Annotated in this window: 17 protein-coding genes; 15 read left to right on the top strand and 2 right to left on the bottom strand. The window is 56.0% G+C overall.

Annotated elements, in window-relative coordinates:
- Positions 1 to 821 precede the first annotated feature (821 nt).
- The 11 genes from HZ995_RS02300 to HZ995_RS02250 are packed head-to-tail and all read left to right on the top strand — an operon-like array spanning position 822 to position 9,793.
- Positions 822 to 1,556, top strand: coding sequence for a response regulator (locus tag HZ995_RS02300; protein WP_432417982.1), 735 nt, complete (start codon positions 822 to 824; stop codon positions 1,554 to 1,556).
- Positions 1,553 to 3,001, top strand: coding sequence for an ATP-binding protein (locus tag HZ995_RS02295; RefSeq protein ID WP_209357074.1), 1,449 nt, complete (start codon positions 1,553 to 1,555; stop codon positions 2,999 to 3,001). The genes HZ995_RS02300 and HZ995_RS02295 overlap by 4 nt, the downstream gene beginning before the upstream one ends.
- A gap of 15 nt (positions 3,002 to 3,016) precedes the next feature.
- Positions 3,017 to 3,589: a L,D-transpeptidase gene (locus HZ995_RS02290; protein WP_209357073.1), complete on the top strand. Its 573-nt coding sequence runs from the start codon at positions 3,017 to 3,019 to the stop codon at positions 3,587 to 3,589.
- Positions 3,589 to 4,044, top strand: coding sequence for a c-type cytochrome (locus HZ995_RS02285; RefSeq protein ID WP_209357072.1), 456 nt, complete (start codon positions 3,589 to 3,591; stop codon positions 4,042 to 4,044). Before HZ995_RS02290 ends, HZ995_RS02285 begins: the two co-directional genes overlap by 1 nt.
- A gap of 2 nt (positions 4,045 to 4,046) precedes the next feature.
- Positions 4,047 to 4,361, top strand: coding sequence for a hypothetical protein (locus HZ995_RS02280; RefSeq protein WP_209357071.1), 315 nt, complete (start codon positions 4,047 to 4,049; stop codon positions 4,359 to 4,361).
- A gap of 38 nt (positions 4,362 to 4,399) precedes the next feature.
- Positions 4,400 to 5,002 carry a c-type cytochrome gene (locus HZ995_RS02275; protein WP_209357070.1) on the top strand — a complete coding sequence of 201 codons (603 nt, stop codon included), beginning with the start codon at positions 4,400 to 4,402 and terminating at the stop codon, positions 5,000 to 5,002.
- 1 nt (position 5,003) lies between these two features.
- Positions 5,004 to 5,897, top strand: coding sequence for a c-type cytochrome (locus HZ995_RS02270; protein ID WP_209357069.1), 894 nt, complete (start codon positions 5,004 to 5,006; stop codon positions 5,895 to 5,897).
- A 16-nt stretch (positions 5,898 to 5,913) separates the two neighbouring features.
- Complete coding sequence (locus tag HZ995_RS02265; protein WP_209357068.1) at positions 5,914 to 7,296, top strand: multicopper oxidase family protein; 1,383 nt, start codon at positions 5,914 to 5,916, stop codon at positions 7,294 to 7,296.
- Positions 7,296 to 7,766, top strand: coding sequence for a c-type cytochrome (locus HZ995_RS02260; RefSeq protein ID WP_209357067.1), 471 nt, complete (start codon positions 7,296 to 7,298; stop codon positions 7,764 to 7,766). The genes HZ995_RS02265 and HZ995_RS02260 overlap by 1 nt, the downstream gene beginning before the upstream one ends.
- A 2-nt stretch (positions 7,767 to 7,768) precedes the next feature.
- Positions 7,769 to 8,506, top strand: a complete 738-nt coding sequence (locus HZ995_RS02255; RefSeq protein ID WP_209357066.1) for a DsbA family protein — start codon at positions 7,769 to 7,771, stop codon at positions 8,504 to 8,506.
- The gene (locus tag HZ995_RS02250) at positions 8,507 to 9,793 is read left to right on the top strand and encodes a multicopper oxidase family protein (protein ID WP_245168725.1); all 1,287 of its coding nucleotides are present in this window, start codon (positions 8,507 to 8,509) and stop codon (positions 9,791 to 9,793) included.
- A 9-nt stretch (positions 9,794 to 9,802) separates the two neighbouring features.
- On the opposite strand, the gene HZ995_RS02245 is transcribed toward HZ995_RS02250, so the two are convergent.
- Entirely contained in the window at positions 9,803 to 10,291 is a 489-nt protein-coding gene (locus HZ995_RS02245) for a rhodanese-like domain-containing protein (RefSeq protein ID WP_209357065.1), read from the bottom strand.
- Entirely contained in the window at positions 10,275 to 10,826 is a 552-nt protein-coding gene (locus HZ995_RS02240; RefSeq protein WP_209357064.1) for a hypothetical protein, read from the bottom strand. Before HZ995_RS02240 ends, HZ995_RS02245 begins: the two co-directional genes overlap by 17 nt.
- Positions 10,827 to 11,007: 181 nt before the next feature.
- On the opposite strand from HZ995_RS02240, the gene HZ995_RS02235 reads away from it, so the two are divergent.
- From HZ995_RS02235 to ccmI, 4 genes are read left to right on the top strand one after another with little or no spacing between them, the layout of a single operon-like run.
- Positions 11,008 to 13,008 carry a heme lyase CcmF/NrfE family subunit gene (locus HZ995_RS02235; protein WP_209357063.1) on the top strand — a complete coding sequence of 667 codons (2,001 nt, stop codon included), beginning with the start codon at positions 11,008 to 11,010 and terminating at the stop codon, positions 13,006 to 13,008.
- A gap of 3 nt (positions 13,009 to 13,011) precedes the next feature.
- Entirely contained in the window at positions 13,012 to 13,578 is a 567-nt protein-coding gene (locus HZ995_RS02230; protein ID WP_209357062.1) for a DsbE family thiol:disulfide interchange protein, read from the top strand.
- Positions 13,575 to 14,051: a cytochrome c-type biogenesis protein gene (locus HZ995_RS02225; protein ID WP_209357061.1), complete on the top strand. Its 477-nt coding sequence runs from the start codon at positions 13,575 to 13,577 to the stop codon at positions 14,049 to 14,051. The genes HZ995_RS02230 and HZ995_RS02225 overlap by 4 nt, the downstream gene beginning before the upstream one ends.
- Positions 14,048 to 15,202, top strand: a complete 1,155-nt coding sequence (gene ccmI, locus HZ995_RS02220) for a c-type cytochrome biogenesis protein CcmI (protein WP_209357060.1) — start codon at positions 14,048 to 14,050, stop codon at positions 15,200 to 15,202. The genes HZ995_RS02225 and ccmI overlap by 4 nt, the downstream gene beginning before the upstream one ends.

The raw sequence follows: 15,202 nt of genomic DNA, 5'->3' as shown, positions 1-15,202 counted from the left end.
TGAAGCAACGACTTGTTCTGAATTTCCTGAAAATTTAAACGTTCTAAGGTTGGGGCAAAGGCTGCAGTTCTTAGCGGTGGTTTGAGAGTGTCTATTTTCTCTGACTTGGATATGTTAAGTACTCTTTTGATTGCTTCAAAGGGAAGATTTGGTCAAAACCAGTAATTTAATTCTACGGCCAATCGTAAAAACAACCAAACTGGGCGACAAAGTGCGGAGTATTTGTTTAATCGCCTAGCGCAATTTAGCCTAACACGCATGTTTGTGGCCAATTCGATTTGCATACAACAGCAGGACGCTAATCCTTTTCCTACAACTCGATTGGATGTCGATGGAAACATTGAAAAAAAACGCCTGAAGGGCACCAAAACCTGCACATCATGTCAAGCTTTTTCGGTGAGGTTTGGCTACAGGTAACTGATCGTAGCTTTCAGAGATAGAATTGGCAGGTTGGTTCGCGACACCGAAGGGGCCGTATGGACTAGTCCAACAAAAATAAACACCGGTTAGCTAGAACCCAGGGAGACCAGAGCGTGGCACGTCTATCGTGAGAAAGATCACCAAGTCGTCCTTTCGTTTTGGTGTGGCATTGAAAGCTTGGGATGCGTCGCTCCTCAATTTCTGCTTCGCAACTTCGTCAACACTTTCATAAACTCAACTAGATGGACCAAAGTTGGTTTTCTAGCTTACTCAGTGCGACGTCAATTAACGAACGCCAGATCTTTGTCAGGGCTTAGGCAGGTTGGTAACTAGGTTTGGAATGGGACGCCTTGACTGTTACATTCTGCGACAAAGTCTTAGCGGCGTCAGACGTATCGCTAATGTATTGGCAAATGATGGAACCTAAATCGTACATAATAGTCGTAGACGATCATCCCGAGATCCGTGACTCCGTCGCGCGGTACCTAAAACGCAATGGAATGGAGGTGGCAACCGCACAAAACGCTGCTGAGATGAATTTTCAAATAAGGGCTAGAACGCCTGATTTGATCGTTCTGGATGTGATGATGCCGGGCGAGAGTGGGCTAACTGCCTGTGCACGTTTGCGAGAAACGACGTCAATTCCGGTGCTGCTTTTGACGGCCTTGGACAGTGATGCCGACTTACTGAAAGGTTTTGAAAACGGTGCGGATGACTACATTGCAAAACCGTTCAATCCGCCTGAGCTATTGGCTCGCATAAAAGCGATATTACGGCGTACAAACACAGCGGCTAACAAAAACGATCTGGCAGGTCAAAAGGTGCTCCTAGGCGGAGCCACATATGATGTTGACGCACGCGTGATTGAGCGAGAGGACGGTCGCATGGAAGTATTGACCTCTGGTGAAGCGATGCTGCTTCTCGCATTGATCGAAAATGCGAGAGTTACCTTGAGCCGTGACGACTTGTTGCTCAAAACGACAGGCAGATTACCGGGCCCTTTCGATCGCACCATTGACAATCAGGTCAGTCGATTGCGCAAGAAGATCGAACCTGACGTTCTACGTCCGCGGTTGATCGCAACAGTCCGAAACGGAGGCTACGTATTGTCCTGTGATGTCGAGATACTTCCATGAAGCAGTTCAGTCTCTCTTTGCGCGTTCAACTTGTGCTTCTAGTTGGGGCAGCTTTTCTGGTTGGCCAAGCACTAAGCCTTGTGTTCTTCGCAGACGAACGATCTTCAGCGGTGCAAGCTGCGTTGGGAGCAGAGGCAGCGAGTCGTGCCGCAAATGTTGCTCTCCTGATAGAGAGCGCGCCATCTGAATTACATCAGCAAATTGTCATGGCCGCGAGTTCCCCGTTGGTGCGTTTCGAAATTGGGCCAGTTGCACAGGTGATGGATGGAGAACATCATGAGGATGCGGCGGTTGAGGCCCGTATTCGCGCATTATTGAACGACAGTTTCAGCCGAGCCATAAGGGTGGAAGTTCATGAAATTGATGGGATCGTCCTGCCAGTTCCAAATCTAACTCCGGAATTGGCGGAGATGCACGCCGATATGATGCGCGGTACACTTGCGGCGCTTGAGCTCGAAATCTCCATCGCCCTTTCCGGTGGAAATTGGTTGAATGTGGCAACGCGTTTTGAAAGGCCGCCATGGCAGCTATCGTCTGCCACGTTTTTATCGGTTCTGCTGTCTGCCGGGCTGGGCGCACTTGCTGTATTTTGGTTTGTCATCGCTCGGTTGACACGACCACTGACGGCCTTGAAGCAGGCGACGGAAGCGTTAGGACGTGGAGGCCAGGTTGTGCCGCTCACCCCTGCCGGGCCACCAGAGGTGAAGGCGCTGACGCAAGCTTTCAATGTGATGCAGGATCGGTTGCATAAGTTTGTTGCGGATCGAACCATGATGCTGGCGGCCCTGGCGCATGATTTGCGATCTCCGCTTACGGCGATGCGGGTCCAATCTGCTATGGTCGATGACGTCGAGACTCAGGCAAGTATTGTGCGTTCGACAGAAGAAATGTCCGAAATGGTCGAGTCGACACTTGCTTACGCGCGTGGGGTTGGAACCGAAGAGGCCGTGGAGGACGTATTGCTTTCTGAAATAATGGAACGCGCAGGCGCGCGACCAGAAGACTGGCCCAACGGATTAGTGGTCGCAGCACGCAAAACGGCTGTTATTCGCGCGCTGCGCAATCTGATTGAGAATGCTCAGCGATACGGCAGTGTCGCCGAAGTACACTGGTCTGTCACGGGCAGCGACCTCGCAATCTGTGTGAAGGACAATGGTCCGGGAATTCCAGAAGAGCAGATCGAACAGGTGCTTGAGCCCTATGTGCGACTAGAGCAAAGCCGTTCTCGTGAAACAGGTGGGGCGGGGCTCGGTCTTTCCATCGCACGAAGCGTTTTCCTAGCGCACGGTGGCACACTTGCTTTGTCAAATCGGCAGGCTGGTGGACTCTGTGCGTGTGCAACGCTTCCGGGCGCTGTGGTGTCGCAACAAACTAGCGAGCTATCGCTGTCGTTACAAAATGATACGCAACACCACGAAGCCGAAGTGTTAAGCCATCCTCGATGAATACGGAGGCAGGCAATGACCGAACCGCCCAAATCTATCAGCCGACGAAGTCTACTCGTTGCGACGGCAACGGCGCTCGCTGCGCCTTCGGTGGTTCTGGCACAGTCTAGTGGAAATGGTGGGGTGCGGCGCAACGTGTCGTCTTTTGTTTTGCACGATTGGCAGGACCATTTTGAAAGCATCGGCAAGGGAATCTTGCTCTCAGATACAAATACGAGAGTTTTGCAGCACTGGACTGCGGATGGCAAAATGAGAGTATACCCAACGTCGGTGCCATTGACAGATGAACTGACCAAACGGGGCTATACAACTGTCGTCGAGAAGCGGAAAAATCCCAGTTGGCGTCCTACACCATCGATGCGCGAACGAAACCCGGAGTGGCCCTTGGTAATAGAGGGCGGAGCGCCCGAAAACCCCTTGGGCACGCGAGCGCTTTACTTGTCCTGGACCTATTACCGTATCCACGGAACACAGGACACCCGCAAGATCGGGCGCCGGTCGTCAAACGGGTGTATTGGGCTCTTTAACGAACAGATTGAGGAAGTATATGAACGGACTCCTATTGGCACGCAGGTGAAATTGATTTGATGAGCAAAGCAGGATTGTTCGTGGGCTCCGTCTTGGTGGCGGGTATCGCGGTGTTTGGCTACCAACTGATGAACCCGTCGCAGCCGGCGGGGCATTCGATGACGCCTCCGGATCTAAGTGGAATAGAAGATGGTGCGCCTATTGCCACGGTCGCCATTCCAGTGAGCTTTTCGGAGAATGCTGTTATTGGACAACGTATTTTTGAGGCAAAATGCGCCGACTGCCATGGTGCCAACGCCGCAGGTCAAAAGGGTGTCGCACCTCCCTTGGTTCACAAGATTTACGAGCCTTCGCATCATTCCGACATGGCATTCATAATGGCGGCGAAGAACGGAGTACGAGCGCATCATTGGGATTTTGGAAACATGCCTCAGATCGAGGGCATCACAGATGGTGAAGTGAAGCTTGTGGCCATATACGTTCGCGAATTGCAGCGCGAGAATGGGATCAATTGAAGGTGAACCGAAGCGCCTCGTATATTCGTTTCCTGCTGCTAACGGCCATTGCGGCGCTGATTTTTGTTCTTTCGCCGACCGATGCAGCGGCACATTCATCGCTCTCTCCTGACCTGGTCGCAGACGTTTATTTGGATGGTCCAGATGGCGACGCGCATTGCCATCGTGCAATTGAATGCGTCGTAACCTTTTACTTACAAGAGACGTTTGAACATACACCAGCCGACACGCCTTTATCTAAACCAAACACTCCAGCGGGCACAAATTTGGTTGGGGTCAAGCTGGGACGCGATCCGCCGATACCGATCGGATTTTGATGACTGAATAGATCTGAACATCAAAAACGGAGAAAAAGATGAAAACGACAAACGTAACTCTGGTCCTGTTGGCCAGTATAACTGCCGGTGTAGCACTGGCACACAGCGGTGCGACTGGCGTCGTAAAGGAGAGAATGGACGGTATGGCGGCCATGCAGAAAGCTGTGAAAGCCGTGACACCGATCATGCGCGGGCAAGTCGAATATGATGCGGATGCGGTGCGCTCTTTTGCTGCTGCGGTAGAAATGCACTCAGGCGAAGCCATGACCAAGCTGTTTCCGGAGGGAACCGGGGGCAAACCCTCGGAGGCCAAAGATCAAGTCTGGTCCGATTGGGAAGAATTTGAGTCTCTGGCAATGAACCTCGAAACCCTCGGCAAAACTCTGTCGGAGGCTGCGAACAACGGATTGGCCGTACAGGCGTCCGGCGGAACCAGCGGGTCCATGATGGGAACGGGAAACATGATGGGTTCGGGAACCATGATGGGAGGGAACTCGGCAATGGGCGGCATGATGGGTCAATCAAGTGACGGCATGATGGATGCCGACATGTTGGCCTCCATGCCCGCTGATATGCTTTTCACCCGGATTAGCCAGACCTGTTCAGCCTGCCATTCCAAGTACCGGCTGGAGTCGAACTGACATGCGTCGCCTGTTTTTGGGCACCGGAGCGATTGCCGTCTCGGCGGCAATCGGTTTCGTGGTGCTGACCGTCTGGCCTATAGGAGCCACACCGTCACCTGAGCTCGCCAATCTGACAGGCGATGTGAACAGGGGAGCCTACCTCGCCCGGGCCTCCGGTTGCATCGCCTGCCATACAAATCCGGAGGGTGGCGCGCCGCTGGCTGGTGGTGTTGAACTCGATACACCATTTGGCACGGTCTATTCGCCAAACCTGACCACCGATCCTGAGCAAGGCATCGGCAACTGGACGATTGAGCAGTTCGCCGTTGCGGTGCGGCAAGGTATTTCGCCCGCGGGAGAGCCTTATTATCCCGCATTTACTTATTCCTTTTACGCGGATTTCACTGATCAAGAGGTTGCCGATCTCTGGGCTGCGTTTCAGACACTTCCTGCTGTTGAAACCCCATCGCGCGCGCCGGAGATGGCGTTTCCGTTCAATCAACGTGCGGGTTTGAAGTTGTGGCGTGCGCTGTTTCAATTCGACCCGCTAACAGAACCAGTTGAAGGCAAAAGCGACAGCTGGAATCGGGGCAAATGGTTGGTCGAGGGAGCGACGCACTGTGCTGCGTGCCACACCACCCGCAATCTGCTGGGCGGACGAAAGGTCGCAACAGCAAAGTTTGCAGGGTCTGATATGCTGCCCGGTGGGGGAAAGGCACCTCCGATTGACACCACGTCGCTTGTACAAGAGGGCTGGGACGCCGGAAGTCTGGCATACGCTCTGAAGACCGGTATTACACCGTCTGGCGACGCATTCGGCAACGCGATGGGGGAGGTTGTTCTTTTTGGAACTCAATTCCTGTCAACCGAAGATCTGGACGCTATGGCCGAATATCTAATGGACCAACCGTGATGATAGGAGACTTTGGATGAACCCGACACGGAGACAGGTGCTTGGCGGATTGGCCGCGAGCAGCGCCGTTCTCGCGTTGCCTGCTCGGGCAGTGGGCACAACCGCTCTGACAGCGCAGGTTGCGGATATGCAGCTTTTGCCCCAAGAGTACGGGCGGACGACGATTTGGGGATTTGGCGGCACCATGCCCGGCCCTGAAATCCGTGTCGCGCAAGGCAGCCGGGTACAGCGACATTTGATCAATGACTTGCCGCAGGCAACGTCGATCCACTGGCACGGAATTCGCATCGACAACGCGATGGACGGGGCCAGCGGATTGACACAGGACGCCGTTGAACCGGGTGCCGCCTTTGATTACGACTTCATCGCGCCAGATGCTGGCACCTACTGGTATCACGCGCACAATCGGTCATTTGAGCAAGTGGCGCGTGGCCTGTACGGCGCTTTGATCGTAGAAGAACCTTCCCCGCCCGATGTAGATGCAGAAGACGTGCTTGTGCTGGACGACTGGCTGGTCGATCCGGCCACTGGCCAGATTGATAGCGCCTTTGAATCGCCGCATGACCGCAGCCATGCAGGTCGAAACGGAAACTTCATTGCAACCAACGGGGTGTCAGGTCTCGCGAAGACTGCACGCAAAAACGAGCGTCGGCGTCTGAGGATTATCAATGCGGCAAATGCCCGGCTCTTTCAATTGCGGTTGGAAGGACTTGATGGTTGGGTCGTCGCGCTAGACGGGATGCCCCTGTCCCAACCCAAGAAAATTGGAAAGTCCTTTATTCTGGGCCCTGCACAACGCGCAGATGTTTTTGTGGATGTGACCGCTGATGTGGGATCATCTGCATACCTTCTTGCAATTCTGGATGGGGAAGCATGGCCGCAAGTTCGCTATGATGTGACCGGTCAATCGGCCAAGGCCAAACGAAATATGCCCAAACCGCTCCCGGAAAATTCGCATCAGAGGGTGAAACTTGAAGGGGCCACGTCGCTTTCCTTGAACATGGAAGGCGGCGCAATGGGAAGTCTTAGAGCCGCAACGTTTAACGGCGAGCGACTGAATTTCCGCCAGTTGGTTCGGGAAGGCCAGTTTTGGGCATTCAACGGTGCCATTGGGACAATGAACAATCCGCCGCTTGCCAAGCTCAGTCAGGGAGAAAACGTTCGACTGCGGATTCACAACGACACAGCTTTTCCTCATGCAATGCATCTGCACGGCATGCATTTCCATGAGGTCACCGAGGACGGTCGTTTGGGCCCGTTGCGAGACACGACCTTGTTGTTTGGAGACCAGACGCGGGAGATCGCCTTTGTCGCAGACAATCCGGGCCAGTGGCTTTTGCATTGTCATATGTTGTCGCATGCAGCGTCCGGCATGATGACCCGTATCGAGGTTGCCTGATGCGCTACTCGGTGGTCATTTTCATAATGGCCGTCGCAGCGGGCGGTGCTTGGTTCTGGTCCGGACCAGAACAACTTTCAGCACGTGCGGCAGGTAGCGGTGCAGGGGATATCGTTGCGGGTGAACAGATTTATGCTGAGTATTGCGCTGCCTGTCATGGCGCAAACCTTGAAGGACAGGAGAATTGGCGTAGCTCCGGCGCGGATGGACGATTGCCTGCGCCACCGCATGATGAGACCGGTCACACTTGGCACCATCCGGACAGTCTGCTCTTTGACTATACTAAACTCGGCGGCAAAGCTTTGATGGCGACGAAGGGCATTGAGTTCGATAGCGGAATGCCCGGCTTTGCCGACCAGCTGACAGACGCCGAAATTCACAACGTTCTGGCCTACATCAAATCGACGTGGCCGGAGCGCATTCAGAAAATTCAGGCCGAACGCTCAGAGGCCGAAGAACAACAGGATTGACAATGAAGCTTGCCAAACTCGCCCCTTTCGCAATCTACGCAGCCGCGCTGATTCCTCTATCAGCATATGCTGATGACAAGTCAGACGAACGGATCAAGGAACTGGTCTATGAAGCCATCCTCGAAAATCCGCAGATCATCATGGAGGCAGTGCGCTTACTGGAAGAGCGCCAGCAACAGGATCAGGCCGCCGCCGCTGCCACTGTTCTGAAGGCTGAACGAGATAGGTTGGAACAAGACCCCAATGCCATCGTGCTGGCCAACCCTGACGGCGATGTCACGGTGGTAGAATTCTTTGACTATAACTGTCCCTATTGCCGCCGCGTCATGCCGCAGGTCGATGCGCTTGTTGAACAGGACGCAAACGTGCGTCTGGTCTATCGTGAATGGCCCATTCTGGGGGAGGGTAGCGTATTTGCTGCGCGCGCGGCTTTGGCCGCCCGTGAACAGGGAAAATATGAAGAATTTCACGTCGCAATGATGAGAATGCAGGGCCGGGCCGAAGAGGCCAGCGTGCTGCGGATCGCGCGCGACGTCGGGCTCGATATTGACCAGTTACGCCGTGACATGGACGCCCCTGAGGTGGATGAACATATCCAGACCTCGATGGAGTTGACTCGCGCGTTGGGCTTTAACGGAACGCCCTCCTTTGTCATCGGAGATGCCCTGATCCCGGGGTTTGTTGAGGCAGACGTTTTGATCGAGCAGGTTGCAGCGGTCCGGGAGGCCAAGAACCAGTAGATGAAATGGACCCGGCGAGAAACGCTAGGTGGCGGTCTGGCGGCGCTGTCGGCCGCAGGCATGCCCACGTTTGCGGCGACACGTAGTTACACTCTGCGCCCGGAACCGATCATGGCTTCTGTGGGTGGGATGCGGCAGGAACTGCTGGGATTCAACGGGTCTTGGCCAGGTCCGGAGCTGCGTGCGGGGCAGGGCGACCACATGCGCGTCCGCGTTGAGAACGGCCTGCAGGATGGTGTTCTGGTGCATTGGCATGGGCTCCGGTTACCAAACCGAATGGATGGCGTAAGCGTGCTGACGCAAGATGTGATCCCGCCGGATGCGAGCCACGACTATCGTTTCCCCGTGCCGGATGCGGGCACGTTTTGGTACCATTCGCACTACGTGTCGTACGATCAGGTCAGCCGCGGCCTTTTTGGTCCGCTCATCATTGATGAACAGCAGCCACCGGATGTCGATCATGACATAACGGTCCAGTTATTTGATATGTTGACCGACGACAGCGGAGTGTACGACGAGGATACAGGTGCCGAACAGTTTGCGGCAACTGGCAGAATCGGAAATGTGATGACGGCAATTGTCAGCCGGGAAACGGTCCAGCGTGGTGATCGGGTGCGGTTGCGGCTGATAAATCCGTCAATTGACCGCGTCTATAGCCTGCGCATCAATGGTATCGAAGGCAAGATTGTTGCCCTTGATGGTATGCCTCTCGAACAGCCGCAACCGTTCGAGGATATCATTCTGGCGCCGGGGCAGCGCTGCGACGTGATTGGTGACGTTTCAGACGCGATTGCGTTTGCCGATGACGACATCGGACAAACCTTGGGGCAGATCGCAGCGCAAGGCCAACGGCAGCGCAGGACAACTGCCATTCCTGCACTTCCTCCAAACCCGATGCCCCAGCCAAAGGGCCGCGAAGTCAAAGCGCGGCTTGTCATGCAAGGTGGTGCCGGAGGTGGAAAGCATGACGGTTTCGGGACTTGGGCGCTGAATGATGTGTCCGGGCTGCCGCGTGAGCCGCTACTCAATGTGCGGCGGGGAACAACCGCCCGGATTTCGTTATACAACGCCACGGCCTTCGACCATGTCATGCATTTGCACGGCCATCACTTCTGGGAAAATTCGGAGACAGGCCAACCGGGGGATTACAGAGACGGAACCTTCGTGCGTGCAGGCGAGGCGCGCGACATTCTGTGTGTCCTGGACAACCCGGGCAACTGGATGCTTCACTGTCACATGCTCAGCCATCAAGCGGATGGGATGGCGACATGGATCCGCGTTGCATGACACCCTTTGTCAGGCCAGTTCCGTTGGAAGTCCACTTAACGCGGCCTCGGCGCTCACCGTGGGAAAGGCTGAAGCGATCCAACCCGGTCCACGCGGGGAACCCATCATCCCTTCCGACACATCGATGAAGCCGCTGTATCCAGCCTCGCGCAAACTGCGCATGACGTATCCTGACCGTCCTCCGGTTGCGCAGATCAACGCCACTGGCCGACCATCCGCAAGTGTCTTGGCGGCGAACAGGCGCTCTGGAAAGCGGTCTTCGTGCAGGCTGATTGGCCATGCTCCGAGTGCCACGCCTGTTTCAGCCCATTCTTGACGCGAGCGGACGTCGACAAGCCGGATCAGGTCGTCTTTCAAGGCATCATGTGCATCCTTGGCAGACCATATTTCAGCTTGCTGCGCCCATACGCCTTGGCCGGGCAAGGTTCCCATCGCAGTCGCACCGACGATGAAAACGCGCCTTCCGATAGCGTCACGCAAATTAGTTTTTTTCGTCATCTGTCATTCCGCTGTTCATCATGGCACCTGCCTTGTGCGCAGCCATGCTTACGCCATTCCGAGCCGCGGCAAGTTCGTCCATCGAAATCGCATCGGCCCCATCCGAGTCGATAGCTTGAAAACGATCCACCAACACGGCGTGTTGCACGTGTGTATTCCAGCTTTGGAATTCGGAAAGATCAAGCGCTCCATTGCCGTTTGCATCGAAGCGGAGCATGATGTCTTCGTTGGTTAAACCACCCGCAAACAAGCCAGCTAGCGCGTCTGATGCGCGACCGTGCATCTGACCCATCATTGACATATGCATTTGCATCATCATCTGCACCACTTGCATATGATAGCCATCCATTTCCCCGATACCGGACATGCCTAGCATCCCCTTACCCGACATTCCCTGCATGCCGGATTGATCAACAAAAGGAGTATCGCCCTTCTGTGTTTGGTCTTCACCGTCATGATGATCCGGATTTGCCGTTGCAGGAGACGTCAAAATCGAAATGAGTGTGAGAACGGCGATCTTGTTTGAGCGGGCCATAATTTCTTCCTTTGGCAATCATACGTGATGAGAACTATATATTTACGCCACCAAGATTTTACGCGCCCGAAGACGTAATGATTTGTCCGCGCAAGTGATTACAAAAACATACAAATTCCAGATCATAGACCACCTTGTCATCTGCTAAACCACAAGGGTGAAACGGTGAAGGAAAATCCGAATGATTCCAGAGATTGGACATTTTGCGCTGGTGTTGACGCTTGCGCTGGCTCTGGTTCAATCAGTCCTGCCGATCTGGGGGGCCGCACGGAGTGATCTGATCTGGATGAAAAGCGCGACTTGGTCGTCGCTTGGACAGGTCTTCTTCACCGCGATCGCTTTTGCCGCTCTTATGACCAGCTTCGTGCAAAGCGACTTCACAGTGGTTAACGTCGTAGAGAACTCTCACTCGCTCAAACCGCTGCTTTACAAGGTTTCGGGCACCTGGGGCAGTCATGAAGGGTCTTTGCTGTTGTGGGTACTCATCCTGACTGTGTTTGGGGCCATGGTGGCCGTGACCGCCAATAACGTGGCAATGCGCACGAAAGCGCGGACACTTTCGGTTCAGGCATGGATCAGCGTTGGTTTTCTGACATTCATGCTGTTTACGTCGAACCCGTTCGACAGGATCTATCCCGCGCCACTGGACGGGCAGGACCTTAATCCGCTTTTGCAGGATGTGGGGCTAGCGATGCATCCGCCGCTTCTCTATCTCGGGTACGTCGGCTTTTCGATTGTGTTCTCATTTGCCGTTGCTGCGCTAATCGAAGGCCGGGTTGACGCTGCCTGGGCCCGGTGGGTGCGGCCTTGGACGCTGGCGGCCTGGGTATTCCTGACCGCAGGTATCGCCCTGGGATCCTGGTGGGCCTATTATGAGCTGGGTTGGGGCGGCTGGTGGTTCTGGGACCCGGTCGAAAACGTCAGCTTCATGCCGTGGCTCATGGGGACAGCCCTGCTGCATTCCGCCATCGTGACTGAGAAGCGTGGGGCGTTTAAAAGCTGGACGATCCTGCTGGCGATCCTGACATTCTCTCTCTCGTTGTTGGGCACGTTCATTGTGCGCTCCGGTCTGCTAACATCCGTGCACGCGTTCGCCGTCGATCCGGAACGTGGGCTGTATATTCTGGGGCTTCTCGCTGTATCAATTGGCGGGTCTTTCGCGCTTTACGCGTGGCGGGCACCTTCCATGGAAGGCGGCGGCCTGTTCAAACCGGTCAGCCGTGAAGGCGGTTTGTTGGTCAACAACCTGATCCTTGCGGCCTCAACTGGCACCGTTTTGTTCGGAACCCTGTACCCGCTGTTCTACGAGGCCCTGACTGGCGGAGAGAAACTCTCGGTCGGACCTCCGTTTTTTAATGCATCATTCATTCCGATGATGGTGCCGCTGGTGTTCGTAATGGGGTTGGGACCGTTTCTTTCATGGAAGCGCGCAACAGTTGGCGACGTTGTTGCGCTAGTCAAGATTGTGGGCCTGCTTGCGATCGGGTTTGGCCTTGTGGCCTGGTATGCTTTCCAGGGCGGGCCCGTGCTTGGCTATCTGTCACTGGGACTCGCAGCCTGGCTTTTGCTGGCGACGCTGCGCGAGTGGGCATTTCGCATCCGGCTTTTCGATGTACCCATGGATGAGGCCGTGCGGCGTGCCCGCGGGCTGCCCCGGGCGGCCCACGGCATGACTTTGGCACATGCCGGGTTGGCCGTTGCGATTTTCGGTTTTGTCGGGTCGAGCGTCTGGAAATCCGAAGAAATCCTGTTTGTCACACCGGGCAAGGTAATCCAGATCGCTGGTTTTGATGTGACCTTTGCGGGGGCTGAAAAGGTCAGAGGGCCAAATTACATCGCTGACCGTGGCACGTTACTGGTCAGCCGGGATGGCGCGCGCATCACGACGCTCTATCCTGAGCGACGGTTCTATCCTGTGGCACAAAGCACCACGACTGAAAGCGCAATTCGCTCGACGATGGCGGGCGATCTCTATGCATCGCTTGCCGAACCTGCCTCAGATCAGGCCGGGGCTCAGGGGGCCTGGACGCTGCGCATCCTCTATGAGCCACTGGTGAATTTCATCTGGGTCGGTTCGGCCATGCTGGTCCTGGGCGGGTTGGTTTCCCTCAGCGACCGGCGGTTGCGGGTGGGGGCACCGAGACGGCGCGCGGCTGCCGCGCCGGCCTTGCCTGCGGAGTAAGCCATGGTTCGTATTCTGGCATTCTCGCCGCTTCTGATCGCGGTCGTGTTCGGAGCCTTCTTTCTGTGGGGGTTGGACCCTGACAGAGACCCAAATGCAATCCCGTCAGTTCTGATCACTCAGCCAGCGCCCGAATTCGCGCTGGAGCCGGTCGAGGGGCTGGAGGTGCCCGGTCTTGCACGTGCAGACTTGATAGTTGCTGATCGCCCGGTGATCGTAAATGTCTTTGCGTCCTGGTGCGTGCCGTGCCGCGCTGAACATGCGGTCCTGACTGCACTCGCCGAGGACGAAGGCCAGACGCTCTACGGGATCAACTACAAGGACAAACCCAAGGACGCGGTGCGCTGGCTGAGTGATCTTGGCAATCCATACACGCGCATCGGATCAGACTTGACGGGCCGCGCCGGGATCGAGTGGGGGATCTCCGGTGTGCCGGAAACCTTTATCGTTGGGGCAGGTGGCATTGTGCTCTACCGCTATGTCGGTCCGGTCGTGGGCGATGAGGCGGTCGCCACATTTCGGGCCGCCCTCAAGGCCGCAGGCGCGCTGTCAGCGGGGGCCGGATCATGAGGCGCTTTTTGTCCTACATCGCGCTTAGCGTTGTTCTGGCCGCGCCGGTGCATGCGGTTGAACCCGATGAAATTCTTGCGGACCCGGTGCTTGAAGACCGCGCGCGGGACATCTCAAAGGGATTGCGCTGCGTCGTTTGTCAGAACCAGGACATCGACAGCTCCAACGCCGGAGTGGCACGTGACCTGAGGCTTCTTGTGCGCGAGCGCCTTGTTGCGGGTGACACTAATGAAGAAGTCATGGCCTACGTGCGGGCCCGCTATGGTGACTACGTTCTGATGTCCCCACCGCTGACACCTGCCACCTATGCGCTTTGGTTCACACCGGTTGTTCTGGCGGGGTTTTCCCTAATTGCATTCGTGGTGGTCACGCGCCGACGGCGAAACGCGCCGCTGGAAAAGACGTTAACGCCGGTTGAGGAAGAGCGGATCGCGTCGTATCTCAAGAAGACGGATCAAGGTGTAGCGAAATGATCTGGTCTGTAATCGCCGTACTAGCACTCGGGTCAATGGGCATTTTGGCGCTGTCGCTACGCGCCAAGACTGAGCTGAACAATCAAGCGGACAGCTCTCCGGCCATTTTTGCGGACCAGTTGGCAGAGCTTGACCGGGATGTCGCGCGCGGCGTTGTTTCGGCTACCGATGCCGACGCCGCGCGGATCGAGATCAAGAAAAATATTCTGCGACAGGCCCAAAAAGATCAAAGTGGGCCGCTTGTGTCGACACGCGGCAGCCGGATCGCGCTCTGGATTGCTATAACTTTCGTTCCCGTTGCCGCAGTCGGATATTATTCGCAATTTGGCAATCCTGCTTTGTCCCGCGTCGCCGTTGCCGAGCAACGACAGGCCCGAGAAGAGAACGCACGTATTGTCGCGCTGACCGAGCAGCTGAAAACCCGTCTAGAGACCGACGCTGAAGGCGGGCCGAGTGACGGCTGGATGCTTCTGGGCCAGACCTATATGCGCTTGGGGCGTTTCGGTGATGCCGCCGCCGCCTTCCAAATCGTGTCAAAGCGCGAAGAGGCGACCTCAGCGGTCTTTTCCATGCTGACAGAAGCTCTGGTCGCGCAAGAGAATGGCATCATGACGTCGGCAGCGGAGGCCGCGATCAACGAGGCTGCTGCCCGGGACCCGTCGAATCCTGCGGTGACCTATTATCGGGCTTTGGCGTTGCAGCAAGCGGGCCGGTCGGCTGCGGCACACGATCTGGTCATGGCACGCCTTGATGCGGCGGATGGATACTACCCCTGGATGGATACCCTGGTCGCGCAGGCCAACCGGATCGGGGATGGCATTGGCCGTGATCCGATCTCTCTGGCGCGGTTTGCGCCGATGCTGGCAGGTCGCGGGCCAAGTGCTGAGGATGTTACAGCCGCTCAGGAAATGAGCCAGGAAGATCGGGCGGCCTTTATTCAATCCATGGTTCAGGGGTTGGCCGACCGCTTGAAAGACGAACCTGACGATCTGGACGGGTGGCTCCAGTTGGGACGCGCGTATTCTGTTCTCGGCAACGCGGAAGGGGCAAAGGACGCATACAAGAATGCGGCAGCTTTGTCGGCTGATCTACCGCAGACCGACCCGAGAAAAGCAATCGCCGCCCAAGCGCTTGAATCGTTGTCGCAGTAA

The organism is Cognatishimia activa (assembly GCF_017798205.1).
Taxonomy (GTDB): Bacteria; Pseudomonadota; Alphaproteobacteria; order Rhodobacterales; family Rhodobacteraceae; genus Cognatishimia; species Cognatishimia activa_A.
The sequence above is the reverse complement of the archived record's forward strand: the minus strand, read 5'-3'. Positions and strand labels throughout refer to the sequence as shown.